This window comes from Streptomyces sp. NPDC101776, from assembly GCF_044766845.1.
In the GTDB taxonomy this organism is placed as follows: domain Bacteria; phylum Actinomycetota; class Actinomycetes; order Streptomycetales; family Streptomycetaceae; genus Streptomyces.
This window is the reverse complement of record NZ_JBIWMV010000005.1, coordinates 12,143-38,171: the sequence shown is the minus strand read 5'-3', so window position 1 is coordinate 38,171 and position 26,029 is coordinate 12,143. Positions and strand designations below refer to the sequence as shown.

Below are 26,029 nucleotides of genomic sequence, written 5' to 3'. Positions count from 1 at the left end.
GGGACACCCATCCCCTGGAGGCATCCGCATGGCCGAACCTCTGCCGCTCTCCGGCATCACCGTCGTCAGCGTCGAGCAGGCCGTGGCCGCACCCTTCGCCACTCGCCAACTGGCCGACCTCGGTGCGCGCGTCATCAAGGTGGAACGCCCCGGAGGCGGCGACTTCGCCCGTAGGTACGACACGACCGTGCACGGGGAATCCAGCTACTATGTGTGGCTCAACCGCTCCAAGGAGTCCGTGACGCTCGACCTGAAGACACCCGCGGGCCGAACAGTCCTGGAGCGACTGCTCCCCACGGCCGACGTGTTCGTGGAGAACCTGGCGCCGGGCGCGGCCGAGCGACTGGGCCTCGGCGCCGAGGCCCTGGCGGAACGCTTCCCCACTCTGATCCCCTGTTCCGTCACCGGCTACGGGTCCACCGGGCCGTGGGCCGACCGCAAGGCCTACGACCTGCTGGTGCAGTGCCAGACCGGCCTGGTCTCCCTCACCGGCAACGAGCACGGCAGCGCCCGCGTCGGGGTGTCCGTCGCCGACATCGCCGCCGGCATGTACGCCTACTCCGGGATCCTCACGGCCCTCTACACCCGGGCCACCACCGGTGTCGCCCGGGCCGTCGAGGTCTCGCTGTTCGAGGCGCTGGCCGAGTGGGTCAGCCAGCCCGCCCACTACACACGGCACAGCGGCACTCAGCCACCGCGCATCGGCACCCAGCACGCCACGATCGCACCGTACGGCGCCTATACGGCGTCCGACGGCAGGGACGTCCTGCTCACGGTGCAGAACGAGCGCGAGTGGGCATCTCTGTGCGAGCAGTTCCTCCGGCGGCCCGACCTGGTCGAGGACCCTCGCTTCGCCACGAGCTCCGACCGCGTGGCCCACCGCCGGGAGCTGAACGAGATCATCACCGCCCGCTTCGGTGAACTCGACAGCCAAGAGGCACTGGCACACCTGGAGCGGGCAGGCATAGCCAACGCGGAGGTCTACGACATCCAGGAGTTCCTGGCCCACCCTGTGCTCCAGGCCCGCGGCCGTTGGCAGGACGTCTCCCTGCCCGACGGGACGGCCGTGTCCAGCCTGTTGCCGCCGGTCGGCCTGGCGGGCACGGTCCCGCGCATGGACGCCGTCCCCGCGGCGGGGCAGCACACCCTCAGCGTCCTGGCGGAACTCGGATACGGAGCCGCCGACATCGACGCCCTGCGGGACCAGCACGCCATCTGAACCAACCGGCGGCCACGCCGCCACCCCGGAGGGAACGCCGCGCATGAGCACTCTCGACACGCTGGCCGAGGACGAGCGGTTCATCGTCCGCACCGTGCACGACTTCGTCGACAAGGACGTGAAACCCGTAGCCCGGGAGCTGGAACACACCAACACCTACCCGGAGACCTTGATCGAACAGATGAAGGGCCTCGGCATCTTCGGCCTCGCCGTCCCCGAGGAATACGGGGGCACCCCCGTCTCCATGCCCTGCTACGTCCTGATCACCGAGGAACTGGCACGCGGCTGGATGAGCCTGGCCGGTGCCATGGGCGGCCACACCGTGGTCGCCAAACTGCTGCTGTGCTTCGGTACGGAGGAACAGAAACGCCGTTACCTGCCGCGCATGGCCACGGGGGAGATCCGGGCGACCATGGCGCTGACCGAGCCGGGCGGCGGCTCGGATCTGCAGGCCATGCTGACCACCGCTCGCAGGGACGCGGAGGGTTACGTCGTGAACGGTGCGAAGACGTGGATCACCAACGTGCGTCGCTCACAGCTGATCGCACTTCTGTGCAAGACCGACCCGGCCGCAAGCCCCTCGCACCGGGGAATGTCGATCCTGCTGGTCGAACACGGGCAAGGGCTCACCGTCTCGCGCGACCTGCCCAAGCTCGGTTACAAGGGCGTGGAAAGCTGCGAACTATCCTTCGAGGACTACCGCGCTCCGGTCGATGCCGTGCTCGGCGGGACCGCGGGGGAGGGTTTCGGGCAGATGATGAGGGGCCTGGAAACCGGCCGTCTGCAGGTCGCGGCACGTGCCCTCGGCGTCGGCAGGGCCGCGCTGGAGGACTCCCTCGCCTACGCCCAGGAGCGAGAGTCGTTCGGCAAGCCGATCTGGCAGCACCAGTCCATCGGCAACTACCTGGCCGACATGGCGACATCACTGACCGCGGCCCGCCAACTGACCCTGCACGCGGCCCGGGAGGCGGAGGCGGGCCGCCGGGTGGACATGGAGGCCGGAATGGCGAAGCTGTTCGCTTCGGAGACAGCCATGCAGATCGCCCTCAACGCGGTGCGCATCCACGGCGGTTACGGCTACTCGACGGAGTTCGACGTCGAACGCTACTACCGTGACGCCCCGCTGATGATCGTCGGTGAGGGCACCAACGAGATCCAGCGGAACGTCATCGCGAGCCAGTTGGTGAAACGGGGAGGACTTGACGCATGAGGACCGTCGTTCGCTGAAGCACGTGCCCGACACTCCGGGCGACCGGCACTTCACCGAAGGCCGAAGGGCGATGGCCACGCGCCGCATCCCGCCCCCTGTCCGACGGATTCGAGTCGAGTGCGACAGTTACAGGGCTTCGGCAAGCGGTTCCTCGCTGCCAGTGCCTGTCTTTGGTCGCGATCACGATGTGGCTCCGAGGTTGCGGATCCAGCGGACATCTTGTTGATCGCGCGCCCGACCGCGCCGCGGTCGGGGTCGTGGGGCCTTCATGTACGGGATGACGGCCTTGATGTCGTGTTTGCCGACGAACCGGGGGCTGTCGGCGGCCTGCCCGGGGACCAGGATGAACACCATCGGGCGGCAGCGCCGGTCGGCTGCGGTGGCGACGCGTTCCAAGAGTGTGTGAGGGGAATCACGTGATGGGCCCACATGCCCGTGCCCGCCGGGCCCCACCCGCGCGGAGCCGCGCCCTGGCTCCGCCCACCGCGATCGCCATCCGGCTCCGAGACACCGCCCAAGAACCATCAGGAACGGCCTGGGTGGGTCAGTCCAGCGGTCGTCTGTCCGTTGTCGGCCGCAGCGCATCCGCCACGAGATCCAGCAGCCGTTCTGTCAGCTCCGGGCTGTTGCCGGCCGTCGTCGACATGAATACGCCGAGCAGCATCATGGTGACTGCCTCCGGTTCCACGTCCGCCCGGAGGGAGCCGGTCTTGGCTCCGGCGTCGAGGATCTCCGCGATCGCCGCGGTGATCCGCTCTCGGGTGGCAGGTGTGGCGATGGTGCCCGTGGCCCACCCCGCGCGCAGAGTGTCGGCGATGCCGCGCTTGACCGCGACGAACGCCGCGTAGCGGTCCATCCATGCCCGCAGCGCGGCCTCGGGTGGTAGCTCGGAAAGCAGTGCGGGGGCGCTGGTGACGACGGCGTCGAGTTCGGCGGCGTAGATGGCTTCGACGAGTGCTTCGCGGGTGGGGAAGTGGCGGTAGAGCGTGCCGATCCCGACGCCGGCCTCGCGGGCGATGGCGTCGAGGGTGGCCTTGCCGTCAGTCGCGGCGAAGGCGTCGATGGCTACGCCGAGCAGCCGTTCGCGGTTGCGCTGTGCATCTGCACGGGCCGGGCGTCCGGCCGTTTTCTCTGATCGGCCGGGAGTGGGAGAGTCGGACACACTCAAAACGGAGGCCCTCCGGTTAGTGCTACGGTGGTCATTAACGGAGTCCCTCCGTTTACCTCCATCGTCTCATGAAAGCGAGCCCGTCATGCCGTCCACCATCCGATCCGACCAGCTCACTGCCGGCGGAGTGGCACGACCCGGCGGGCCCGGCGCACTGTCGGGCCGCACTGTCTCCCGTGTCGGCTACGGCGCCATGCAACTGCGGCGCCTGGACCGCGACGCCGCGATCTCGCTGCTGCGCCACGCCGTCGACCTTGGAGTCGATCACGTCGACACCGCCTACTTCTATGGCAACGGCTTCGTCAACGAGGTGATCGCCGCCGCACTCCGTCCCGAGGACGACGTCCTGGTCGTCACCAAGGTCGGCGCCGAACCCGACCTCACCGGGCCCATCCCGCTGCGCCTCGCCCAACGCCCCGAACAGCTGCGGGCCGGCGTCGAGGACAACCTCAAGAGCCTCGGACTCGAACAACTTCCCCTCGTCGACCTTCGCCGGGCCGACCACGGCCCTGGCCTGCGCCCCGAGGGTGACCAGATCGTCGACCTCGACGACCAGCTCGCCGTGATGACCGACCTGCGTGACGAGGGCAAGATCGGTGCCATCGGTCTCAGCGGCGTCTCTCTCGACGGACTGCGCCAGGCCCTTCCGGCGGGCATCGCCTGCGTGCAGAACGCCTACAACCTGGTGGCACGCGACGACGAGGACATGGTGCGGCTCTGCCTGGCCGAGGGCATCGCCTGGGTGCCGTACTTCCCGCTCGGCGGTGCCTATGCCGGCCTGCCGAAGGTCACCGATGAGCCCGCCGTCATCGCCGCGGCGCAGGCACTGACCATTCCCACCGCGCAGATCGGCCTGGCCTGGCTGCTCCACCACACCCCCCACACCCTTCTCATCCCCGGCACCGCCGATGCGGACCACCTGCGGGCCAACGTCGGCGCGGGCGCGATCACCCTCGACGAGGCGACGCTCGCCGCGCTCGACGCCGTCCCCACACGCGCCGGCGACATCGAGTCCTGACAAGCCCCGGCCGGCCCGACCCCTTCCACGTGACGCCGACCTTTCCGACGACCTCGCCTTACGCCTGATGACGGATTCGTTCGTCACTCCGTGCTGGCGCCGGAGTCTGCTGGAGGAGGCCACTGCCTGGTTGGGCGATCACGACGGCCAAGTCGGTGGACTGCGGAAGCGGACACGCACCGGGACGTCGCATCGGCTTTGGACTTCCCGCACTACTGCGGCAGGGCGATGGCAAAGCCGCGGTCACCTGAACCTGCCGATCGCGACAGCATGACGATGTCAGTCGGTCCGCGGCGTGCGTGGCTTTGAGGGCATGCGCCACGCCCGTGTCCCCACGGAGTTCGTGGCCAGGACCCTCGTGACGATGGCGCCACAGCACTGTTCTCTTGTGCGGTTCGACCGTGATGGGCTTGCCCGCGTAGTTGGGCGTTTTGGTCATGTCGCGCGGGTCCTTGATCCCGTCCTGGTTGTCCAGGATGTATCCGTCGGTGTCGTCGACGGAATAGACCGGGTACCCGATCACCCTGGCACCTTTGGGTACTTGGGTGAGCTTCACGCTCTCGACTGCCAACCGCCCAATCAGATGGTCGTGAGCGTGCACATGCAGTGCAGGAGGGTGTCCGCTCCGGTCGTCGCAGCCTGCTGTCGGACGCCCTCCCCGCACCCGGAAACCGCCATCGGCGCTATCCGTCAAGCCGTTGGGATCAGCCGACGTTCACCGAGTATGAACTGCTGCTCAACTTGCCCTTTCCTCGGAAGACTTCGGTGCCGGCCTCCACACTCGTCAGATACGCGTTGTTGGCCAGCAGCCTGCGCTGGACCAGGGCGTCGGCCATGGCGGTGATGTCGGTGGTCGCGGAGTTGGTGTTGGCGACGCGGACGTAGGAGTAGACGTTCCAGCTACTGACGACCTTGCCCGCAGTGTCCTTGTTGACGATCTGTCCGACGTACAGGTCCCAGGCGGTGCCGCCGACCGTGACCCGCTCCCGCTTGGTGCCCAACGGGCCTGCCCCGCCTTGGCGGTTGAGCCAGATCATCATCTCGTCGTGGGGCTGGTCCTTCCAGTCCGGGTTGGACTTCTGGTGGAACCAGACGTCGTAGGAGACGTTCAGGACGGAGGGAGTGTTCTGGGTGATGCCGAAGGTCCAGTTGGAGGTGATCTTGCGGCGGCTGTTGAGCTGGACGGGCAGCTTGGTGGTGGTGTCCTTCCAGCCCCAGTGCCAGCCGAGCACGATGCTGCCGTAGGCCTTCACGCCGGTCGGGTTGCCGCCGGACCAGTCGAAGGACGTCTCCCAGTTGACCTTGCCGCCCTGGTGGGAGTTGAGCCAGGTGCACTGCTTGCCAGTGGCGCCGCTGGCGCCCCAGACGTTGTTGTTGAGGTAGTACGGGGACGCCTTGATGGTGTTGAAGGCGGTGCAGTTGTCGGCGGCCTGCGCAGTGGAGGGGATGAGCAGGAGCGGTGCGGCGACGGCGGCCGCGACCGCGGCGGTGAAGGTTCTGAGGGTGGACATCGTGAGTGCTCCTACTTGTAGGTGATGTCGGAGGATTTGTAGATGCAGTTGCGGCCGTCGGGTCCGGATCCGACCTTCGCGGGTTCACCCGAGGTGACCCCGCGGAACTTCTGGCAGACCACGATCTTGCGTGCCGGGTCGCCCTGGATGGTGATGCGGGTCAGGCGCGCGGTGTCGCCGTACGGTGTCGAGTTGATGCCGACGACGTCGAGGCCGGGGGATTTCACGGTGACGTTGTCGAGCACCACGTGCCGCTGGTACTGCGTCTTGCAGTTGCCGCAGGAGCGGTAGAGCTTGCCGAAGTTCTCGACCGTGAAGTTCTTGATGACGAACGTGCCGGGGCCGTTCTGCTGGAACACCTTGTCGGCGGCCTTGCGGGCGCCGCCGCCGTCGATCGTCATGGTCTGGTTCGCGGCGGTGCCCTTGAAGGTGGCCGCGTCCTCTCCGACGTCCTCCCACCAAACGTTCTTCAGCGTGCAGGTGCCCCGGCAGTGGATGCCGTCGGCAGCGGGGGAGCCGATGATCACGTTCGAGACGGTGGCCTTGTCGGCGAGTTCCAGGATCGGTGGCTGGTTCTCGGTCTGGTCCCCGCCGCCGAGTGCGCCGGTGCCGACGAAGCGGGTGAAGTCGAAGTCCCGGTTGCCGGTCACCTTGATCGTGGCGGACACCGGCTGGACGCGTTTCGCGGCGGGCCAGTCGGCAGTAGGCCGCGCGGAGTCGGCGGCGGCCGGGCGGTCGGCCGCCGCGACGGTGGTCGGGAGGGAGGGGACGAGGGCCGCCGCCGCGAAGACGGCGAGAGGCATGAGGATGCGTTTTCTGCTCTGCATGGTTGGATCGTTGGCAGACGTCCGGTCCCGGCGCGCGCGGTGTCGTCCGAACGTATGGCCGTCACCCTCGAACGGACGCCTGATCGTACGCTGGTGGTGTGAACAGGGCGTGGCGCCCTGGCATGGTCGATGTACCTGGAGTACGAGCACCGCGCGATGGCCGGGGGAGTGGCCGAACTGGGCCGTCCCGTTCGGTGGCAGCCTCGAAGTGATCGCCGACCGCCGCCGCACCCGGACGACTGGGGCCCTGCAACTGAGCGGTGCCCGGCGCATGGCCCCAGCCGGGACGTTCTCAGGTCAGGCCGGCTGCCAGGAGAGGATTGCCTGGTACTGCGCCTCGATGCCGCCGGCCGCGAGGATGCCCGACGGAACCTGGTCCGCTGCGGTGATGTTGTGGTTGTCCTGGATCAGGACGCCCTTGCTGTTGTAGTCCGAGGGGCCGCTCGGCCAGTAGTTGCCTTCGATGTCCGTGGGGTCGTATGTCCCGTCGCCTGCGGTGTAGTTGCCGTGTTTGCTGCCCCAGGGGGAGACGTTGATGTTCCATACGGCGTTGCCGACGATGGACACGTAGGTGGCGCCGTTGTCGGTGTACAGGACGTGGCCGCCGGAGGTGTTGAGCTGGTCGTGGACCACGTTGCCGCTGACGTGTTCACCGGTGGCCATGGAGGTGCCGGTGATGCCGTTCGTGTAGACGGCTCCGCCGTCGCCGAGGAGTGACATGTGGTCGTAGATCAGGTTGTTGGAGATGGTGTTGCTGTGGGAGTAGTTGGGCTGTGCGGGCAGGCTCACCTTGTCGGGCCAGCCGCCCCAGCCGATGGAGATCGCCGTGTAGGGGACATGGTCGATCTGGTTGTGGGTGATGGTCGAGGTTTCGATGTAGCCGGCGTCGATGGCGATCCCGCCGCGGTATTCGGCGGCGGTGTTGTAGAAGTGGCTGTCCTTTACGGTGATCCCGCTGGTGTGCTGGGCGGCGCTGCTGGGCTGGGGGATGTCCACGCCGCCCAGGTCGAGGCCGTTGCCGGAGATGTCGGTGAACACGCAGGCGGTGACCGTGGCGTTCTGTGAGCCGTCGCCGAGGTCCAGTCCGGCCGCGCCGAGGTGGACGAAGTAGTCGTGGTCGAAGTGGATGCTCTTGTCGTAGGTGAAGCGCACCGCGCCGGGCATCTTGGTCCAGTTGCCGTAGGGGCAGGTGCCGCCGGAGACGAAGTCGCACAGGCCCTGGGTGGCGTACCCCTTGGTGCCGGTGACCTGGTAGGTGGCCTGGATCTCGGAGAAGCCGGTGCCGGTGTTGGAGGTGGTGTAGTTCGCGTAGCTGAACTGGATGCCCTGGAAGCCGACATGGCTGGGTGTGTCCGAGGCCTTGCCGGAGGACGCCACCAGCGTGTCGAGTGAAGGCGCCTCGACGTCAGCGGTGGTCAGGTTCTCCCCGGAACGCGGGATGTAGTAGAACCGGTGCTCGCTCTTGTCCAGGTAGAACTCGCCCGCTTTGTCGAGGAGTTCGTAGGCGTTCTCCACCGCCGTCGGCTTCTCGGTGATGGACTTGCGGCCAACCAGGTTGTAGGTGCGGCCGGAGTCGTCGGTACGCATGACCCGCTGGGTCGAGTTGTTCCAGCAGGGCTGGGCCATGGTGATGGCCGTACTCGTCACCGAGGCGACCGGGCAACGCGGCTCGGTCCACAGTCCCAGGCCGCCCCGGTAGACGAACTCGATCGCCGACGGGTTGCGCCAGCCGGCCATGGGGTCACCGGACGCTGTGGTGTACCCGGTTGCCGTCTGCGTCACCGACACCGGCAGGGTGCCCGTCGCGCGCTGGGCGCGCGCGCCGTCCACGTACAACTGCCGGGTGTCCAGGCCGGTGGGGGCCGGAGCGGACCAGATGTCGCTGTTCGTACTGGTTTTGGCCCAGCCGGTGATGTGGGCGCCCCCGCTGACGACCGGGGTCTGTCCTGGCGCCGCCTTCCACCAGATGGTGCCGGCCGTACCGCCGCCTGAGTCCGCGGCGGTGAAGGTCAGCGTCTTGGTCAGCCGGTAGACGCCGCCGGCCAGGGTCACGGTGATCGGGCCGGACGTCGATGTGTCGATCGCCCGGACCGACGTCTGCGCCTTGGTGAGCGTCCGGAAGGGGGCGGCGGCGCTGGTCCCCGCGTTGTCGTCGCTGCCGCTCGGCGAGACGAAGTAGGTGACCGCGGTCGCCGCGTGCGCGGGCAGGGTCAGCACCCCGATGGGCAGAAGGGCGCAGACGAAGGCCGCGATGACACGGTAAGACCCGATGAATAACCGGAGTTTCTTCGCGAGTCTCGTGACGTGCGCACGCTCTCTTGTGGGAAACATGCTGGAAAGGTAGGGGTGTTGAGATGAGACGTCAATGAAAGCGACGGCAAGACATCGGATCAATTGCTCAGGCTGTCGAGCTGCGTTCAGGCTCCGGTGATGCGGGCGTTGACGCGCCGCATCCAGTCCCGGTCGGTGTGCCACATGGGGTGGTGCGGGGCCGCGTTGGAGGTGAGTACGACGCCGTGGAAGCCTGCGGCGAGGCAGCGGTCGACGACGTACTCCGCGATGTCCTTGCCGACGGCGTCCTCCTCGAAGCGGGTGAGGAGGGGGGTGTAGCCGACGGCGCTCTCGCCGAGGACGGCGGGGATGCCGCGGTGGCGGGCGAACTCGGCGACGGAGTCGACCCACCGGGCAAGCGTCTCGCGCATGGCCTGTCGGTGCGTCGGATAGTTCTCGTAGAGCCACAGGTCCCAGCGGTCGGGGTCGACCCAGTCGTGGGCGTAGAACAGTTCGCGGGGGATTCCGGTGGCGGCCAGGCGCCAGGGTGCACACGCCGCCAGAGCACGGCACCAACTTCAGCCAGAATCCGCAAATTTTTTGCCAAAGTCGTCGAGTCACGTGCGTGTTACGTGCGTACCGCTGGTTGCAGCCGTCCGTGGACGGATCTACGACCTGCAGGAGGTACAGTGCGTTTCTCGTGGAACATGACGGGGGCCTTCATTATCGGCGGCGCCGTGAGTCTTACGGTCGCGGCTCTCGTCTACCCGGGCACATCGGGTGCCAGTGCTGTCCCCGCCTCGCACGACATCATCATTGCGCAAACACCGTGGGGCCCTCTGACCGAGTCGGACCGGGACTTCGTTGTGAAGGTCCGCGCGGCCGGGCTGTGGGAATACCCTGTAGGCCAGCTCGGCCTGCAGAAAGGCACAACACAGGCCGTGGTCATCGCGAGTCGGCACCTCATTGACGGGCACTCCGCGCTGGACTCTACCTGCCGCAAGATAGCGCCGATGTTGAACATCATGCTGCCCAATGTTGCGAGCCCTCAGCAGCAAGGCTTTGTTTCCTCACTGACGGCAGACACTCGCGAGCAGTTTGATTCGGACTTTGCCAACATTCTGCGAATGACTCACGGATCGATTTTCAACACGGTGGCGAAAATCCGCTCTACCACGAAGAACACACTCGTTCGCGCCCTGGCCGATCAGGCCAACGACACTGTTCTTGATCACATCACGGTTATGGAAAGAACGGGCCTGGTCAACTTCGACCAGACCCTCTTGCGGCAGACCACTCCGCCTAATCTGCCTTCGTACGACCTGACCCCACCGCCTCCGGCCCTTGGTCAGTCGATGACGGTCCTCACCCCGCCGCCTAGCGCCACTTCCACTCCGGTAGACATCGATGCAATCGGCTGAGTCGGGCTTGGGGAAGGTCCCAGCTCGACCTCGCCCAAAATCTGAGAGCCTGTAACAGCGCCATGACCGGTTTATTCTGAGACATTTCAAGCTGGTTGTTGCGGGTTATGGCGACCCGCGTCTGTCCAAAGAGTCCGAGCTGTGCCATCTAAAACTGCCGATCATCGTTGACACCTGTGTCTCCGATCACTTACGTCATGTCGGAGGCCGCCGGCACGTCGCCACGGGTTGCCCGGTAATTCGGCATCAGTCGGCAGGCTTACTGCCTCTGGTGTCGCCACTCTCAAGCCGAGGCATCGAGGTGCTGCGCACTCGCTCGAAGGCGCTCAAGCGCAGCCCGAACGATGCGCACGTCGAGGTCGTAGGGAAGATCATTTACCTCCGCCAGAATTACCCCTTCGGACCCGAGGAGATCGCGATGTACCTCAAGCGGTACCACGACGTCACGATCAGCAAGTCGGGCATGTGGCGGATACTCAAGCGCCGGGACATGGGCCGCCTGCCCGCCTTACAGGGCAATCAGCGCCACGACCGCAGAGGGAAGCGTTATGGGAAGCAACTGCCCGGCCACCGCGTGCAGATCGACGTGAGGTTCATCGAACCTCTCGCTTCCATGCCGCAAGGCCGGCGCGGCGGCCGCAATAGGTACTACCAGTTCACAGCGATCGACGACTGCACCCGGCTGCGGGTCCTGAAGATCCAGCCCGGAATCTGTAGCATCCGCCAGGTGGACGTGGTGATGGGGGCGCTGCCCCGAGGGCTCGGGCTGGTGGAGCGGGTTGTCCGCGGGGAGTTGGATCCCCGAGGCGGGCCCGGTGTGGTCCGGCTGGCGGAGGAGGGCGGGCTGGACAAGGGGCAGGCGTCGCGGCTGCTGCGGGATCTGGTCGAGTCCGGGGTGCTGGTCCGGGAGGGGCATGAGTTCCGCGCCGGCGCGGAACTGCTGGCCGTCGCGGCCGAGGCGGGGCCGTGGGGGGTGGAGAGCCGGGCGTTGCTGCGGGAGCTGGTGATCCGGTTCGGGGCGTGTGCCTACGTGGATGTGCTCCGCGGAGCGATGGTGCTCTCGGTGCGTGCCGAACTGGCGGCCTGGGCCGAGTTCTCCTGGGCGCGGGCGGGGCGGCTGACGCCGGTCTGGTGCACCGGAGCGGGACGGGCCCTGTTGTTCGGTCAGTCCCGAGAGGGAATCACCGAGCTCCTCGGTGGCGAGGACTTCATCGGCGCGGGCGGCCCCTACGCGCCGCGGACGGTGGACGATCTGCTGCTGCGGGTCACCGCCGACGCCGCGCGAGGCGTCGCGGTGTGTGAGAGCGAGTACGACGAGGACGTGCTGGAGGTCGCCGCGCCGGTGCGGGATCCGCGCGGGGACATCGTGGCGGCGGTCAGCGCGGTAGTGCCGCACGCGGCGGCCCGGGACGACCGGGACGAGCTCGTCGCCGCGATCGGTGACGCGGCGTCGCGGTTGGAGCGTCTGCTGGGCTGAGCGTTCAGCCCTGGTCGGCCGAACACAGCGCAGCCGTGAGCCAGTTGCTCCGACCGCTGGACGGACCCTTCACTCCTGGCTCGCCGAACGCACCGCGCCGGCAAGCCGGTTGCCCCACCCGCCGGGCAGAGTCCTCACTCCTCGCCCGCCGAACACAGCGCAGCCGTGAGCCAGTTGCTCCGACCGCTGGGCGGACCCTTCACTCCTGGCTCGCCGAACGCACCGCGCCGGTAAGCCGGTTGCCCCACCCGCCGGGCAGAGTCCTCACTCCTCGCCCGCCGAACACAGCGCAGCGGTGAGCCAGTCGCTCCAGCGGACCACCGATTCGGCGCAGGCCGCGGTCGCGGGCTCGATGCGGTGGCGGGGGCCGACGACCTGGACGGCGGCGACGATCTCGCCGCGGAAGTCCCTGACCGGGGCGGCGAGCGAGTAGAGGCCGGGCTCGGCTTCCTGGTCGACGATGGAGTAGCCCCGCTTGCGGGCGGCGTCGAGCCGGGACAGGAAGTCGCCGAGGTCGGCCGGGGTGTTGGGGCCGTGCCGGACGAAGGCCGTGCGGGAGAAGACGGCCGCGATCTCGGTGTCGTCGGCGTCGAAGAGCAGGGCCTGCCCGGCGTCGCTGCAGTACGCCGGATAACCACGGCCCACCCAGGACACGAACGACGACAGGGCCGGCGGCATCGACTCGAGGACCGTCACGGAGCTGGCGCCTCGCAGGACTCCCAGATAGGCGCATTCCCCGGTGTCGGCGGCGATGCCCTCCAGCGCGGTCCGGCCGTCCCGGCGCAGCCGCGCCTCGGTGATCTGCTGAGCCTGCGCGTACTGCTCCCAGGCAACGGAGTAGCGCAGCGACGCGCGGTCGCGGCGCAGGAACCGGGCGGCCTCCAGGCTCCGCAGTATGCGGGAGACCTGGCTGCGCTCCCGGCCCAGCAGTACGGCGACCTCGGCCGCGGTGTGGCCGCGCGGATCCTGCGGTGGGTGCCGGGCGAAGAGGCTGAGTACGGCCAGGCCGCGTTTGAGGCTGCTGTCGGTGGTCATCGCGTGCCGAGCTTAGCGCCGGGCGTCGGTGCCATCCCGCGCGTTCGTTGCGGAAACATTGCAGGTTCGTGGCAGCACTCGTGCATCATGGACAACAGGACTTGTTTATTACGCACCACTGGATAGTCTCCAGCCAATCCTTCAGAAATCAGGTTCTTCAGGAGTTCCCCTTGCCCGCTCTGCGCCCGCTCGTACTCCTCGGCTCCGCGACGCTGCTCCTGGCGGGTTGCGCCGACCCCTCCACGACGACCGGTTCCTCGTCCGGTTCCTCGTCCGCGTCAGCCGGTGCCTCCGCCGCCCCGATCGCGGAGAACCCTGCACTCTCCGCCAAAGTCCCGGCCGCGGTGAAAGCGAGCGGGATCACGGTCGCCAGCGACGTCAGCTATCCCCCGATGGACTTCTTCGCCTCCGACAACAAGACGGTCATCGGGGCCGAGGCCGACCTCGACAAGGCTCTCGGGACGGTCCTCGGCGTCAAGGTCACCATCACCAACGTGCCCTTCGACTCGATCATCCCGGGGCTCCAGGCGGGCAAGTACCAGCTCGGCGTCTCCTCGTTCACCGACACCGCCGAGCGGGAGAAGGTCGTCGACTTCGTCACCTACTTCAACGCGGGTACGTCCCTGCTGGTCCCGGCGGGCAACCCCGAGGCGCTCAAGGCCGAGGGCGACTCCCTGTGCGGCCGGACCGTCGCCGTGGCGAAGGGCTCCACCCAGGCGCTCGTAGACCTGCCGGCCCGCGCCAAGACCTGCAAGACCCCGATCAAGGTCAGTACGTATCCGGACGGCACCGGCGTGAACCTCGCCGTCACCAGTGGCCGTGCCGACGCCGCCCTGGCCGACTCACCGGTCGCCGCCTACGCCGCCAAGCAGTCCGGCGGCAAGCTCGACGTCGCCGGCGACTCCTACGGCGACGCGCCGTTCGGCATCGCCGTACCGAAGAACAGTGAGCTGACCGGTCTGCTGAAGTCGGCCCTGGCCGAGCTCAAGGCGAGCGGCGGCTACCGGCAGATCCTCGCCAAGTGGGGTCTGGAGTCCGGGGCTCTCGACACGTTCGAGATCAACGCGGCCTCGTGATGGAGGAGTTGCCGATACTCCGGCGCCGCCGGCCCGGCCAGTGGATCCTGACCCTGGTGGTCGTGCTGCTGGCCTCGGCCCTGGTGCGGTCGCTGGTCACCAACCCGCACTTCGGCTGGGACACGGTCGGCGCGTGGCTGTTCAGCCGGACCGTGCTGAGCGGCCTGCTCGCCACCCTGGAGCTCACCGCCGCGGCCATGGTGATCGGGCTCGCGCTGGGCATCGCCCTGGCGCTGATGCGTCTGTCGGACAACACCGTTGCCAGAACTGTCAGTTGGGCGTACATCTGGCTCTTCAGGGGGACACCGCTGCTGGTCCAGCTGCTGTTCTGGGGGTTCATCTCGGCGCTGTACCCGACGCTGTCGCTGCACCTGCCCTTCCTGCCGGCGATCGGCGACGTCCCCGCGAACTCCGTCGTCACGACCTTCACCGCGGCCCTGCTCGGCCTCGGCCTCAACGAGGCCGCCTACCTCGCCGAGATCATCCGGGCCGGGATCGTCTCGGTCGACGAGGGACAGACCGAGGCCGCGGAGGCACTGGGCCTGTCCCGGGCCAGGACCCTGCGCCGGATCATCCTGCCCCAGGCGATGCGCGTGATCATCCCGCCCGTCGGCAACGAGACCATCTCCATGCTCAAGACGACGTCACTCGTGAGCGTGCTGGCCTACGCGGAGCTGCTGTACTCCGTGCAGATCGTGTACTCCCGCACCTATCAGACGATCCCGCTGCTGATCGTCGCCAGCATCTGGTACCTCGCCGTCACGACCCTCCTCAACATCGGCCAGCACCATTTGGAGCGCCACTTCGCGAAAGGAAGCCGCCGATGATGGTCCAGGCCACCGGGGTCCGCAAGTCCTTCGCGGGGAACGAGGTGCTGCGCGGCATCGACCTGTCCGTAGCGCGCGGGACGGTCACCTGTGTGATCGGCCCGTCAGGGTCCGGGAAGTCCACCTTCCTGCGTTGCGTCAACCACCTGGAGCGGCCCGACGGCGGCCGGATCCTGGTGGACGGCTCACCGATCGGGTACGAGGTGCACGGCAAGGGGCTGCGTGAGCTGCGCCCCCGCGACCTGGCCCGGCAACGCCGCCGGATCGGCATGGTCTTCCAGCGCTTCCACCTCTTCCCGCACCTGACGGCACTGGCGAACGTCGTCGAGGGACCGGTCGGTGCCGGCCGTCCCCGCGCCGAGGCCACCGACGAGGCCATGGCCCTGCTGGACCGGGTCGGCCTGGCCGGCAAGCGCGACGCCTACCCCGCCCAACTGTCCGGCGGCCAGCAGCAACGCGTCGCCATCGCCCGCGCCCTGGCGATGCGGCCGAAGCTCATGCTGTTCGACGAACCGACCTCGGCCCTCGACCCGGAACTCGTCGGCGAGGTCCTGGACGTCATGCGCGACCTCGCCGCCGACGGCATGACCATGCTCGTCGTCACCCACGAACTGGGCTTCGCCCGCGAAGTCGCCGACGAGATCGTCTTCTTCGACGACGGCCGCGTCCTGGAATCAGGGCCGCCCGCCCGCGTCCTGACCGCCCCCGAGCATCCCCGAACCCGCGACTTCGTGACGAGAGTGCTGTGACGACCACCTTCCGCGACGCCCTCGCCGCCGGGCCCCTCGTCCTGGACGGCGGCATGTCCAACGAACTCGAAGCCCAGGGCCACGACCTCGGCGGCACGCTCTGGTCCGCCCGCCTCCTGCGCGACGCCCCCGACGCGATCGCGGCCGTCCACCGCGCCTACTACGCGGCAGGCGCGCAGGTCGCCATCACCGCCAGCTACCAGGCCACCTACGACGGCTTCGCCCGCATCGGCATCACCCGCGCCGAGACCACGGAACTCCTGCACCGCAGCGTTCGGCTCGCCCGCGAGGCCGCGGCCGGGACCGGCTGGGTCGCGGCATCCGTGGGTCCCTACGGCGCCATGCTGGCCGACGGCTCCGAATACCGAGGCGACTACGGCCTCACCGTGGCCGAACTCACCCGTTTCCACCGCCCCAGGCTGGAGGCTCTGGCCGAGGCCGCCCCCGACGTCTTCGCCATCGAGACCATCCCCGACCTGCGGGAGGCGGAAGCCGTACTGAACGCCCTGGACGGCCTGGGCATCCCGGCCTGGCTCTCCTACAGCGTCCGCGGTACGACCACCAGCGCTGGCCAGCCCCTGACCGAGGCCTTCGCCCTGGCCCGCAGCAGCGACGCCGTCGTCGCCACAGGAGTCAACTGCGCCCCTGCCGCCGACACGGCCCGGGCCCTCGCCCTGGTCACCGGTCTCCCCGGCGTCGCCTATCCGAACGGTGGTGGGGTCTGGGAGCCCGAGGCGCGCCGTTGGCTGGGCGCCGAGGACGAGATCGCGGACCTGGCCCCCTCCTGGCTCGGCGCCGGCGCGTCCCTCATCGGCGGCTGCTGCCGGGTCGGCCCCGCCGAGATCAAGAGACTGGCCGCCCGCCTCAGCGCCTCAACGGCAGGCTGAGCCCCCGCCCATCGTGGGCACCGGGCACCGCACCACGGCCGACCGCCGGCCCCGCTCCCTTCTCCCGCACACTCCACTCAGGAAACGCCATCCATGGATCAACTCACCTCACTCCCGGTGATCGACCTCGCTGCCCTGGACCGCGACGCGCTGCACCGGGCCGCCCGCGACGTCGGCTTCTTCCACTTGGTCGGCCACGGCATCACCCCCGCCGAGCAGGCCCGGCTGCTCGGCGCCACCCGCGCCTTCTTCGCCCTGCCCGAGGCCGATCGCCACGCGATCGACAACCTCAACTCCCCGCACTTCCGCGGCTACACCCGCATCGGCAACGAGCGGACCCGGGGCCGCCGCGACTGGCGCGACCAACTCGACATCAGCAACGAGCTTCCCCGTCATGCCCCCGCCTCGGGCGAGCCGCCGTACTGGTGGCTGGAGGGCCCGAACCAGTGGCCCACGGCCCTGCCCGAGTTGCGGCAGGTCTCGCTGGAGTGGATGGACCGGCTCAGCACCGTCGCCCACCGGCTGCTGCACGAACTGCTCGCGTTCACCGGCATCGGATCAGCCGCGTTGCGATCCTTGTATCTCCGAAGGACCGTCACAGGGCTCGCCGTAGAGTGATGCGGCATGCGAAGCCTGGCCCGACTGCCGAAGGCGCATCTCCATCTTCATCTCGAAGGCGCCATGCGCCCCGCCACGCTCGCGGAACTAACAGGCGAGCATGGCGAGCAACCGCCGGAATTCGGCGGCTTCAACTCGTTCGAGGACTTCATGTCCTCGTATCGCGTCGCTGCCCGGCTGGTGCGCGAGGGTCCGCGGGAGAACCTTCTGCGGCTGGTGCGCGAAGTGGTCGAGGATGCCGCGGCGGACGGAGCGGTATGGGTCGAGCCGCAGGTGAACCCCCTGACCTACGAGGACGATCCGGGCGCCGCGCTCGACCTGCTGGACACGGTGATCGACGAGGGCCGCCGCACTGCTGCGCGGTTAGGCATCGGCTTCGGCGTCCTGGTGTACGCCCGGCGCAACGCGGACCCGTTGGAAGCGGTCCGGACCGCCCGCCTCGCGGCCCGGCGGGCAGGCAACGGAGTGGTTTCCTTCGGCTTGGCCGGGGACGAGGCTCAATATGCTCCTGAGCCGTTCGCCCAGGCGTTCACCGTCGCCCGTGACGCCGGACTGATTCCGGCCCCGCACGCCGGGGAGTTCGCCGGCCCGGCCGGTGTACGCGCCGCACTCGACGTACTCGGCGCGCGACGGATCGCCCACGGCGTACGGGCGGTTGAGGACCCGGCTCTCGTCGCCCGCCTGGCCGCGGAAGGCGTGGTCCTCGACGTCTGCCCCAGCTCCAACGTCGCCCTCGGCGTCGTGGAATCCCTGTCCGTCCACCCCCTCCCGCTGCTGCTGCAAGCCGGCGTCCGGTGCACCCTCAACGCCGACGACCCTCTCCTGTTCGGCCCTGGCCTGCTGGACGAGTACGAGACAGCCCGCACGACCTTCGCCCTCACCGACCTCCAACTCGCCGCGATAGCCCTCACCTCGGTCGAATCCTCCGGCGCCCCGCGCGCGACCATGGAAGACGCGGCCACACGCATCGAGGAATGGCTGCACACCCCCGACCGGGCGATGCCTCCTCGCTCCAAGGAGTGTGGCGACTGACGCACCCGTAGGCAGCCCCCGGGCACAGGCGGCCAGATACTGGGGACCGATCTTCAGCCTGAGGTTTCGCCAAGTGCTAGCGGGGTTCGGGTCCGGCGTTGGGCAGCCGCTTCTCGAAGGCCGTCTTCCCGCGGGTGTGACGGCGGTGGCGTGGTGTTCGCCCTTGCCCGGCGTCCGGGCCGAGGAAGACGTCGATGTCTTCGGGCCCGGTGGCACCACCCCTCGGATCATCAACCGCACCAAGCGGGGAACAGCCGTGGCAGGCCCGGACCACGGGGGGTGTCCGGGACCGACCTCCCATGGGTGCCGTCGATGCCTCGTCCTGATCGACGTCATGGAAGGCGGACGCGACGTCATCACCGGAATCGCCCACCGGCACAGGAACGAAACCCGCCGCACGGCAGCCGGGACAGGCATCGCAAACAGCGGAGAACAGCCGCCGCCGGTCAAGGAGACATGACTCGCCGCAGCCAGGATCAGAGTCATGACGCAGCCGAAGACCACCCTGGTGGTCGTATGGGGCGTGAAGCTGGACGGCGCTTCAGCGACGCAGTAGGACGGCAACCTGCCCCCGGATGTCCTGTGTGGTCTCCTCGACGCTCAGGGCGATGTTCACGCTCGCCGCCATGCTGAGGAACATCACGGCGGACACGATATGTGCCAGCGTCGCGGCGTCGCCCTCCGTGACCCGCTCGTCTCGGCGCAGTACGGCGGCGATGGCCTCCTCGGACTGCGCGACGATGGCCAGTGCTTCGCTGTGCCGGGGCTCTTCGGGGTCACCGAAGGCCATCTCGCGCAGGTAGGTGCGTCCGTTGTCGATCTGCGCCCGGTTGCACTCCACGATCGGCCGGATGATGGCCAGCACGGCGTCGAGTACGCATGGAACGGTCTCGGCGTCCGCCCGGCCCTGCTCGAGAGCTTCGGCGTACTTGACGTTCTGGACAAGCAGGAGCAGTTCGCCCTTGGTCTTGGCGTAAAGGAACAGGGTCCCGGTGCCGATGTCGGCCTTGTCGGCGATCTGCTGGGTCGTGACCTCGTCGACGCCGTGTTCGGCGAACAGCTCGCCGGCAGCGGCGACGATGCGGTCGAGCTTTTCCTGCTTGTTCCGCTCGCGCCGTCCGACCGGCTGGGAGGCGACAGGCATGGCGGTGTCCTCCAGGAATGAAATATGACTGTACTCAGTTATGATGGCAGTCGTTACCGTGTGGGCTCGGATGTGGCTCCGCTCATTCTCCCATGGCGGGGCGAGGAGCCATTGCTCCATCCGTGCAAGCCACGCACTTCACATCCTCCTGACAAGAAGGAACACCAATGCCCTCTCTCGATGGCTCAGTCGTCCTCGTCACCGGTGCCAATGGCGGTATCGGCACCCACTTCGTCCACGAAGCCCTGGCACGCGGCGCCGCCAAGGTCTACGCCACCGCCCGTTCTCCCCGCACCTGGGACGATGAACGCATCGTCCTCCTGACTCTGGATGTCACCGAGTCCGCGTCGATCGACGCGGCCGTCGCCGCCGCGGCGGATGTCACCGTGCTCATCAACAACGCGGGTGCCAACCCACCGAGCGCGAGCCTGCTGGACATCACCGAGGCGGACATCCGGGCGAACATGGAGACGAACTTCTTCGGACCGGTCTTCCTCGCCCGAGCCTTCGCACCGATCCTCGCCGCCCAGCAGGGATCGATCCTCGTCGACGTGCACTCCGTTGCCAGTTGGTACGCCTTCGGCGGCATCTACAGTGCGGCCAAGGCGGCACTGTGGTCGGCCACCAACTCGCTGCGCGTCGAGCTCGCGCCCAAGGGTGTCCACGTGACGGGTGTGCACATGGGCTACGTCGACACCCGTATGGCCGCTCACGCTGACGGACCCAAGATGCTGCCGGCGCAGCTGGTGACGACGGTCTACGACGCCGTCGAGGCGGGTGCGTACGAGGTCTTGGCCGACGAGCTGACCGCGCAGGTCAAGGCGACCCTGAGCGGCCCGGTCGAGGCGCTCTACCCGGACCTGCCCAGCACGAACGTCTGAACTGGTTGCGCGGTTCCGACGTGATCGCTTCACGTCGCAACCGCGCGATCCATGGCGGTCGAAGGGTTGGCCGGCGTCGAGGAGGCGTGCGCCGTCGCGGTCGTCGAGCCGTCGGCGATGTCGACGGTCGGCCTGGCAGTACCGCACCGCCGTGGTTGAGGTCGACGGCCCAGAGCACATCCGCACCGATGGACGGCATATCGCCGATCTGGCCGGCAGGGAACTTCCTCGGACCGCGATTCCGAGAATTGGCCGACCGCGGCGAATCGGCCGCTACGGAGTGAGTTGCCGGGCCAGGTCGGGGATGTCCGTGGCGATGAGGTCGACCCAGTCCGGCGCCGGTGGCGCCGGGTGGTCGGGGCCCCACTCCAGCGGGCGCGGGATGTATGCGGTGCGCAGTCCGGCGTCTGCGGCAGCACGCAGATCATCGAGATGGCAGGCGGTCATCAGCAGCCGTCGCGGTGCGACTTCGAGTAGTTCGGCGGCCATCAGGTACACCTTCGGGTCGGGCTTGTAGCTGTGGATCAGCTCGGCGGACAGGATGGTGTCGAACGGCAGTCCGCCCGCACGGGCAAGACGGATGAGAAGCGCGGTGCTGCCATTGGACAGGGTTGCCGTGACATGGGTTTCGCGCAGCCGAGCCAGACCGTCGCGGCTGTCGGGCCAGGGGCTCAGGCGGTGCCAGGCACCGACGAGTTCGGCCCGGTCGGTGTCGGTGAACCCGGACAGGCCGTGCTCGGCGAGCACCGTGTCGAGCGTCATCCGGTGAAGTTCGTCCAGCGATCGCCAGGGCACTTCACCCGACACCACCCGTAGCAGCGTCGGCGGATACAGGCTGCGCCACTGGGTGGTGAGTCCTGGCCAGTCGGCCTGTGCCCCGACGCGGGAGCCGACGCGCTGGAATTCGCTCGCGACGCCGGTGCGCCAGTCGACCACGGTGCCGAAGACGTCGAACACCACCGCGTCCACACCGGCGCCGATCCGCCGGCCGTCTTCGGTCGTGGCAGGGCTTCGCGCCATTGTTCCTCTCTCCTGTCGGGCACGGATACGACGACGAACCAGGTGGACGCTGCGGCAAACGAGCACGGCCGCTGCGTTCGTGATCGCTTCCTGACGCGTGTCAGCGTTGCTGGTTGGCGGAGCCGATGTAGTGCCCGAGACGGTATTCGAAGTCGATGCCCGCCTGTTCGGCGACGGCCTGCGTGCCGGCGGCGCGGGTGAGGAAACCGGGAAGGGTGAGGGAGTGGGCGAACTCGCCGTACGCGGCGACCAGATCCGCGTCCGGGGGCAGAGACGCCCGGTTGATCTGGGCTTTGGCCGAGGCGAGTGAGGTGCGGTCGAAGGAGGCGAGCCGGGTGACAACGTTGCCGACGAAGGCGTCGAGTTCGCCGTCGGGAAGGGCCCGGGTGATCCAGCCCCAGCGTTCGGCGGTGTCGGCATCGTAGTCGTCGCTGGTGAGGATGACTTCCAGGGCGCGGTCGCGTCCGATGGCGCGGGGGAGACGTTCGGTCCCACCGCCGCCGGGCAGCAGTCCGCTACCGACCTCGGGCTGACCGAAGATCGCCTTCTCCCGGCTTGCGTAGCGCAGATCGAGGGCGAGGGCGAGCTCGTTGCCGCCGCCGCGGGTGCGTCCACGGATGGCCGTGACGGTGATGTAGGGCGCCCTGGAGAGTGTCAGGACCAGATTCGTCCATGCCGGCACCGCGTCCTGGTCCTCGGGCGCGGGGAAGTCCGCGGCGGCGGCGAGGTCGAAGTGGTTGTAGAAGAAGTCAGGGGTGGCGCTGTCGAACAGGACGACCTGGATGTCAGGGTCGGTGGCCAGTTCCTCGACGATCTCGGTGAGGCGCAGGACGGTCTCGCCGACGATGAGGTTGACGGGCGGATTGGCGAAGGTGATCTTCGCGATCTGCGGCGTGGTGCGCTCGTAGTGGATGGTGCTCTGCTCGCTCATGGTCTGGCTCCAGATGCGATGGGTATCGGATGGCGACGGCGGCGTGAGTAGGGTCGGGATGCTGGGATGGAGGGAGTGCCAAGGGGGACTGGCGGTCCCGCTTCCCACCCGCCCCACCCGCCCTGCTCACTCGTGGTCGAGCGGGAGGCTGTCGCCGTTGGCGCAGGTGAGGGTGCCGGTGACGTGAACCCGAGGCTGACCGAGGCATGGAAGCGCTGGTCGTGGGGGTTTTCGTAGTCGAGGTCAGGGGTGTCGGCGACCTTTCGATCCAGGACGGGATGCTCTGTGTACGCGGTTCCTTCAGCACTCAGGTGCCAGGGGGCGCGGGAGCGATCTCCTGGTCAGGCCGTGGTCATCGAGCGAGGAACTCGACCGCCACGGGAGCGAACTCCTCGTGGTACTGGAAGATGCCGCCGTGACCGGAGTCGGGGTAGATGATCACCTTGCTGCCCTTGATGCGCCGGTGCAGATCCTCCGACAGGACCGAGGGCACCATGCGGTCGTTGTCGCCGTTGGCGATCAGTGTGGGATGGGTGATCGCCGACAGGTCGTCGGGGGCCGAGCGACCCCACTTCTTGATCGCCTTCAGCTGTGTCCGGAACGCCTTGACCTTGATCTTCGCGTCGCGGTCGGCGGTGCGCTCCTCGAGTCGGTTCACGAATGCACGCGCGGCGGGCTTGCCGGCGGCGTTGCGGTTGAAGAACAGGAACTCCTTGGGGTCCGACCGGGTCAAGGTGGCGCGCAGCATGTCCCAGTAGGTGGTGCCGGCGACCTTGTCGATGTCCTTGCCGCCCTTGGGGCCGGTGCCGGTGAGGACGAGCTTGCGGACGAGTTCGGGGTGCTTGACCACCAGGGCCTGGGCGATCATGCCGCCGAGAGAGAAGGAGAAGACGTCGATCCTGTCGTACTCGAGGGCCTTGATGAAGGTGTAGGCGTCGTCGGCCATCGCTTCGACGCTGTCCGGCACCTGGCCGGTGGACGCCCCGACACCGCGGTTGTCGAAGGCGATGACATGACGGCCCTTCGCGATGGGGTCGATGATGCGCGGATCCCAGTTGTCCAGGGTCGCGGCGAGGTGGACGAAGAAGACGACGGGGATGCCTCCCTGCGGTCCCAGCTCGCGGTAGGCGTAGGTGACGCCACCGGCGCTGACGGTGCGGGCCGGGGCCTTCGCGTAGGAGGTGACGACGGCTTCGTTCGGGGTGGTGCTGCTCATGATGGGTTCTCCTTGGGTGTCTTTGTGTCGCCCGTCGCGGTCGCGGCGGGTCAGCTGTTGCCGATGACGGCCTTGCCGCGGATGCCGCCCTGGGACAGGGACTGCAGCGCCTGTGGGGTCTGGTCGAAGCCGACCACCTTCCCCACGAACGGGCGCACAACGCCCTGGTCGACGAGGGTGGTGATCTGGCGGAGCTGGTCGCCGCTGGCGCGCATGAACAGGAATTCATAGGTCACGCCGAGCTTCTTGGCCTGCTTGCGGATCTTGCCGCTCAGGCCTGCGATCGCCAGGCGCAGGAGCGGGTTCAGGCCGGCCTCGCGGGCGAACGCGGGGTCCGGGGGACCGGCGATCCCGATGGCCTTGCCGCCGGGCCTCAGCACGCTCAGAGACTTCTCGAGATTCGCCCCGCCGAGGCTGTCCAACACCAGGTCATAGCCGGTGAGGAGCTGCTCGAAGTCCTGGGTGCGGTAATCGATCACCGTGTCCGCGCCGAGCGCGCGCACGAAGTCCGCGTTGGAAGCGCCGGCGGTCGTGGCGACGCTCGCACCGAGGTGCGCGGCGAGCTGGATCGCGATCGAACCGACCCCGCCGGCACCGGAGTGGATGAGGACCTTCTGCCCCGGCCGCACCTTCCCGCGTTCCACCAGCGCCTGCCACGCCGTGAGCGCCACCAGCGGCAGCGAGCCCGCCTCTTCCATGCTGATCGACGTCGGCTTGAGCGCCAGGTCGCTCTCCGGGACGGCGATGCGCTCGGCGAACGTGCCGATGTGGTCCTTGCCGGGCCGGGCGTAGACCTCATCGCCGGGCTTGAAGCCTCGAACTGCCGTCCCGACGCTGATGACGGTGCCCGCGACATCGTGGCCCAGGATCAGCGGCAGCTCGTAGGGCAGGATCTGCTTGAACTCACCGGCGCGGATCTTCTCGTCCAGCGGGTTCAGCCCGGCTGCCTCCACCCGCACGAGCACGTCGTGCTCGCCCACAGTGGGCTCGCGGACGTCCGCCTTCTGCAGCGGCTCCTTGTACTTGGTGACGACGAACGCTCTCATGGGGCGTCGCTCCTTGCCTTCATCCTGGTTATCCAGGTTTGTCAACAGATCAGCCAATTCTGCGGGTACCTGGGGTCTCGCCTCACTCATTTAATCCGAGTAGACTCAATCATGAGTGCACTCAGAAATATTGTCAAGGGAGGTCCCAGTGAGGCGCGGTCACATGCCAGTCGGGCGCCGCGAGCAGGCAAAACGGGCCAAGCGTGAGCGCATCATGACCGCAGCCCGCGAACTGTTCGTCGAACACGGCGTCAACGGGGTCACGACGCGGCAGATCGCCGACCGGGCCGATGTCGCGATCGGCACCCTTTACCTGTATGCGTCCACGAAGGCCGAGTTGCTGATCATGGTGCAGAACGAGAAGTTCGCCGCCGCCATCGACGACGGCCTCACCGCCGCGAACGCCGCAGTCGGGCATGACGTGCTGAAGCCAGTCGCCGCTCTCATCCGCCCTGTGGTGGAGTGCCTGAGGGAGCACATCGAGAACGGCCGCACATACCTGCACGAACTCGTCTTCGGCGACCCCGCCGAGCCCTACCGGCATGCGGGTCTCGCCCTTGCCGGCCGCCTCGAGGACGGCATCACCGGCCTGCTCACTCGCGACGGCTACATCGATGCCGCCGACGCGGCAACGCTGGCACGGGTGATCACCGCGATCATCCACATCAGCACCACCGCCACCGTGTACCTGCACCGCAGCGACGAAGTCGTCCTCGCCGACATCCGCGACCAGATCCGCGCCACCCTGTCGCCCTGCCACCGTGCCGCATGACCACTCGTTCCACGAGCGAACTGTCGAGCACCCTGGAGAGGAAACGCCTGAACGCAACGATGTCGTCTTCGGTCCGGGCGAGCGGGTCCCCGCGATCGGGCCTTGGGTCAAGGCCCCTGGATCCGTCGACGGGAGGCCAACCGGCAGGGCGCACTCCGTGCCGGTGCCACCGTGATCGACCCCAAGCCCTAGCTGTGCCCATGCTCGGGACATTGCCCAGATGGTCGTCGGCGACAGGTTCGTCTACCGCGACGAGAGCCGCAAGGCGGAGACCTGTGCCGGGGTACTGGCCGCGGTGTTGCAGCAGGAGTTGGGGAAGGTGCGGCTCGTCGGAGGGTGACCCCAGTTCAGTCCAGCAGTGAGGCCGGCTACCGCCACGCCTCGTGCGGTGGTGTGTTGCGTGGAAGATGAAGGCGCAGAATGCCCTGATCGACCCAGAGGCTCACCAACTCGCCGTCCACCACTCAGTTTTCAATCCGAACGCCATCGACCCGGTGAAACCACGGCCCTCAAGGAAGTCACTCGTCGCCGACCTGCGTTCCGATTCGCCTTCGAGGGCCAGCTCATCGCGGTCGACAGGCGAGGCGAAGCGGACAGAATTGAGCACACATTTGACACACTCGCGGTGTGAACATGGCCGGTCTGCCTGCTGGGCCAGGGTGTCGCCCGGCCC

23 protein-coding genes and 1 pseudogene are annotated in these 26,029 nt (G+C 68.1%); 13 read left to right on the top strand and 11 right to left on the bottom strand.

Annotation, left to right across the window (positions count from 1 at the left end; genetic code table 11):
* Positions 1 to 28 precede the first annotated feature (28 nt).
* Both ACIRRY_RS18670 and ACIRRY_RS18665 read left to right on the top strand, forming a co-directional pair.
* A complete protein-coding gene (locus ACIRRY_RS18670) occupies positions 29 to 1,219 on the top strand; it encodes a CaiB/BaiF CoA transferase family protein (RefSeq protein ID WP_403973737.1) in 1,191 nt (396 codons plus the stop codon).
* A gap of 43 nt (positions 1,220 to 1,262) precedes the next feature.
* On the top strand, positions 1,263 to 2,429 hold the full coding sequence (locus tag ACIRRY_RS18665) for an acyl-CoA dehydrogenase family protein (RefSeq protein WP_403973734.1): 1,167 nt from the start codon (positions 1,263 to 1,265) through the stop codon (positions 2,427 to 2,429).
* Positions 2,430 to 2,973: 544 nt separating this feature from the next.
* On the opposite strand, the gene ACIRRY_RS18660 is transcribed toward ACIRRY_RS18665, so the two are convergent.
* Positions 2,974 to 3,597 carry a TetR/AcrR family transcriptional regulator gene (locus tag ACIRRY_RS18660; RefSeq protein ID WP_403973732.1) on the bottom strand — a complete coding sequence of 208 codons (624 nt, stop codon included), beginning with the start codon at positions 3,595 to 3,597 and terminating at the stop codon, positions 2,974 to 2,976.
* 85 nt (positions 3,598 to 3,682) lie between these two features.
* On the opposite strand from ACIRRY_RS18660, the gene ACIRRY_RS18655 reads away from it, so the two are divergent.
* Positions 3,683 to 4,615, top strand: coding sequence for an aldo/keto reductase (locus ACIRRY_RS18655; RefSeq protein WP_403973730.1), 933 nt, complete (start codon positions 3,683 to 3,685; stop codon positions 4,613 to 4,615).
* A gap of 704 nt (positions 4,616 to 5,319) precedes the next feature.
* On the opposite strand, the gene ACIRRY_RS18650 is transcribed toward ACIRRY_RS18655, so the two are convergent.
* The 4 genes from ACIRRY_RS18650 to ACIRRY_RS18635 form a co-directional block, all read right to left on the bottom strand.
* Positions 5,320 to 6,126, bottom strand: a complete 807-nt coding sequence (locus ACIRRY_RS18650) for an endo-1,4-beta-glucanase (protein ID WP_403973728.1) — start codon at positions 6,124 to 6,126, stop codon at positions 5,320 to 5,322.
* Positions 6,127 to 6,137: 11 nt separating this feature from the next.
* Positions 6,138 to 6,953, bottom strand: a complete 816-nt coding sequence (locus ACIRRY_RS18645) for a pectate lyase (RefSeq protein ID WP_403973725.1) — start codon at positions 6,951 to 6,953, stop codon at positions 6,138 to 6,140.
* A gap of 297 nt (positions 6,954 to 7,250) precedes the next feature.
* Positions 7,251 to 9,284, bottom strand: coding sequence for a fibronectin type III domain-containing protein (locus ACIRRY_RS18640; RefSeq protein WP_403973723.1), 2,034 nt, complete (start codon positions 9,282 to 9,284; stop codon positions 7,251 to 7,253).
* An 86-nt stretch (positions 9,285 to 9,370) separates the two neighbouring features.
* Entirely contained in the window at positions 9,371 to 9,655 is a 285-nt protein-coding gene (locus tag ACIRRY_RS18635) for a cellulase-like family protein (RefSeq protein WP_403973721.1), read from the bottom strand.
* Positions 9,656 to 9,949: 294 nt separating this feature from the next.
* Here ACIRRY_RS18635 and ACIRRY_RS18630 point away from each other — a divergent pair, with 294 nt between their 5' ends.
* Positions 9,950 to 10,645, top strand: a complete 696-nt coding sequence (locus ACIRRY_RS18630; protein ID WP_403974575.1) for a DUF4142 domain-containing protein — start codon at positions 9,950 to 9,952, stop codon at positions 10,643 to 10,645.
* Between the two features lie 271 nt (positions 10,646 to 10,916).
* On the top strand, positions 10,917 to 12,122 hold the full coding sequence (locus ACIRRY_RS18625) for an IclR family transcriptional regulator C-terminal domain-containing protein (RefSeq protein WP_403973718.1): 1,206 nt from the start codon (positions 10,917 to 10,919) through the stop codon (positions 12,120 to 12,122).
* Between the two features lie 264 nt (positions 12,123 to 12,386).
* On the opposite strand, the gene ACIRRY_RS18620 is transcribed toward ACIRRY_RS18625, so the two are convergent.
* The gene (locus tag ACIRRY_RS18620; protein ID WP_403973715.1) at positions 12,387 to 13,157 is read right to left on the bottom strand and encodes an IclR family transcriptional regulator; all 771 of its coding nucleotides are present in this window, start codon (positions 13,155 to 13,157) and stop codon (positions 12,387 to 12,389) included.
* A 170-nt stretch (positions 13,158 to 13,327) separates the two neighbouring features.
* Here ACIRRY_RS18620 and ACIRRY_RS18615 point away from each other — a divergent pair, with 170 nt between their 5' ends.
* The 6 genes and pseudogenes from ACIRRY_RS18615 to add all read left to right on the top strand — a co-directional run bounded on the left by ACIRRY_RS18615 (position 13,328) and on the right by add (position 18,346).
* A complete protein-coding gene (locus ACIRRY_RS18615) occupies positions 13,328 to 14,233 on the top strand; it encodes an ABC transporter substrate-binding protein (protein WP_403973713.1) in 906 nt (301 codons plus the stop codon).
* Positions 14,233 to 15,060, top strand: a complete 828-nt coding sequence (locus ACIRRY_RS18610; RefSeq protein WP_403974573.1) for an amino acid ABC transporter permease — start codon at positions 14,233 to 14,235, stop codon at positions 15,058 to 15,060. Before ACIRRY_RS18615 ends, ACIRRY_RS18610 begins: the two co-directional genes overlap by 1 nt.
* A complete protein-coding gene (locus ACIRRY_RS18605) occupies positions 15,060 to 15,809 on the top strand; it encodes an amino acid ABC transporter ATP-binding protein (protein WP_403974570.1) in 750 nt (249 codons plus the stop codon). Before ACIRRY_RS18610 ends, ACIRRY_RS18605 begins: the two co-directional genes overlap by 1 nt.
* A complete protein-coding gene (mmuM, locus tag ACIRRY_RS18600; RefSeq protein ID WP_403973710.1) occupies positions 15,806 to 16,696 on the top strand; it encodes a homocysteine S-methyltransferase in 891 nt (296 codons plus the stop codon). Before ACIRRY_RS18605 ends, mmuM begins: the two co-directional genes overlap by 4 nt.
* Before the next feature lie 93 nt (positions 16,697 to 16,789).
* Positions 16,790 to 17,248: pseudogene (locus ACIRRY_RS18595) on the top strand (2-oxoglutarate and iron-dependent oxygenase domain-containing protein); the annotation flags it as partial.
* 72 nt (positions 17,249 to 17,320) lie between these two features.
* The gene (gene add, locus ACIRRY_RS18590) at positions 17,321 to 18,346 is read left to right on the top strand and encodes an adenosine deaminase (RefSeq protein ID WP_403973707.1); all 1,026 of its coding nucleotides are present in this window, start codon (positions 17,321 to 17,323) and stop codon (positions 18,344 to 18,346) included.
* Between the two features lie 541 nt (positions 18,347 to 18,887).
* Here add and ACIRRY_RS18585 read toward each other — a convergent pair.
* Complete coding sequence (locus tag ACIRRY_RS18585) at positions 18,888 to 19,490, bottom strand: TetR/AcrR family transcriptional regulator (protein WP_403973704.1); 603 nt, start codon at positions 19,488 to 19,490, stop codon at positions 18,888 to 18,890.
* 167 nt (positions 19,491 to 19,657) lie between these two features.
* Here ACIRRY_RS18585 and ACIRRY_RS18580 point away from each other — a divergent pair, with 167 nt between their 5' ends.
* Complete coding sequence (locus tag ACIRRY_RS18580; RefSeq protein ID WP_403973701.1) at positions 19,658 to 20,371, top strand: SDR family oxidoreductase; 714 nt, start codon at positions 19,658 to 19,660, stop codon at positions 20,369 to 20,371.
* Between the two features lie 273 nt (positions 20,372 to 20,644).
* Here the strand turns inward: ACIRRY_RS18580 and ACIRRY_RS18575 are convergent, their stop codons facing one another.
* The 4 genes from ACIRRY_RS18575 to ACIRRY_RS18560 all read right to left on the bottom strand — a co-directional run bounded on the left by ACIRRY_RS18575 (position 20,645) and on the right by ACIRRY_RS18560 (position 24,584).
* Positions 20,645 to 21,391: a haloacid dehalogenase type II gene (locus ACIRRY_RS18575; protein ID WP_403973699.1), complete on the bottom strand. Its 747-nt coding sequence runs from the start codon at positions 21,389 to 21,391 to the stop codon at positions 20,645 to 20,647.
* 100 nt (positions 21,392 to 21,491) lie between these two features.
* Positions 21,492 to 22,322, bottom strand: a complete 831-nt coding sequence (locus ACIRRY_RS18570) for an enoyl-CoA hydratase/isomerase family protein (RefSeq protein ID WP_403973696.1) — start codon at positions 22,320 to 22,322, stop codon at positions 21,492 to 21,494.
* A 352-nt stretch (positions 22,323 to 22,674) separates the two neighbouring features.
* Positions 22,675 to 23,538 carry an alpha/beta fold hydrolase gene (locus tag ACIRRY_RS18565; protein ID WP_403973693.1) on the bottom strand — a complete coding sequence of 288 codons (864 nt, stop codon included), beginning with the start codon at positions 23,536 to 23,538 and terminating at the stop codon, positions 22,675 to 22,677.
* A 50-nt stretch (positions 23,539 to 23,588) separates the two neighbouring features.
* Positions 23,589 to 24,584, bottom strand: a complete 996-nt coding sequence (locus tag ACIRRY_RS18560; RefSeq protein ID WP_403974568.1) for an NADP-dependent oxidoreductase — start codon at positions 24,582 to 24,584, stop codon at positions 23,589 to 23,591.
* Positions 24,585 to 24,798: 214 nt separating this feature from the next.
* Between ACIRRY_RS18560 and ACIRRY_RS18555 the strand changes: the two genes are divergently transcribed.
* On the top strand, positions 24,799 to 25,356 hold the full coding sequence (locus ACIRRY_RS18555) for a TetR/AcrR family transcriptional regulator (protein WP_403973690.1): 558 nt from the start codon (positions 24,799 to 24,801) through the stop codon (positions 25,354 to 25,356).
* The last annotated feature ends 673 nt before the right edge of the window (positions 25,357 to 26,029 follow it).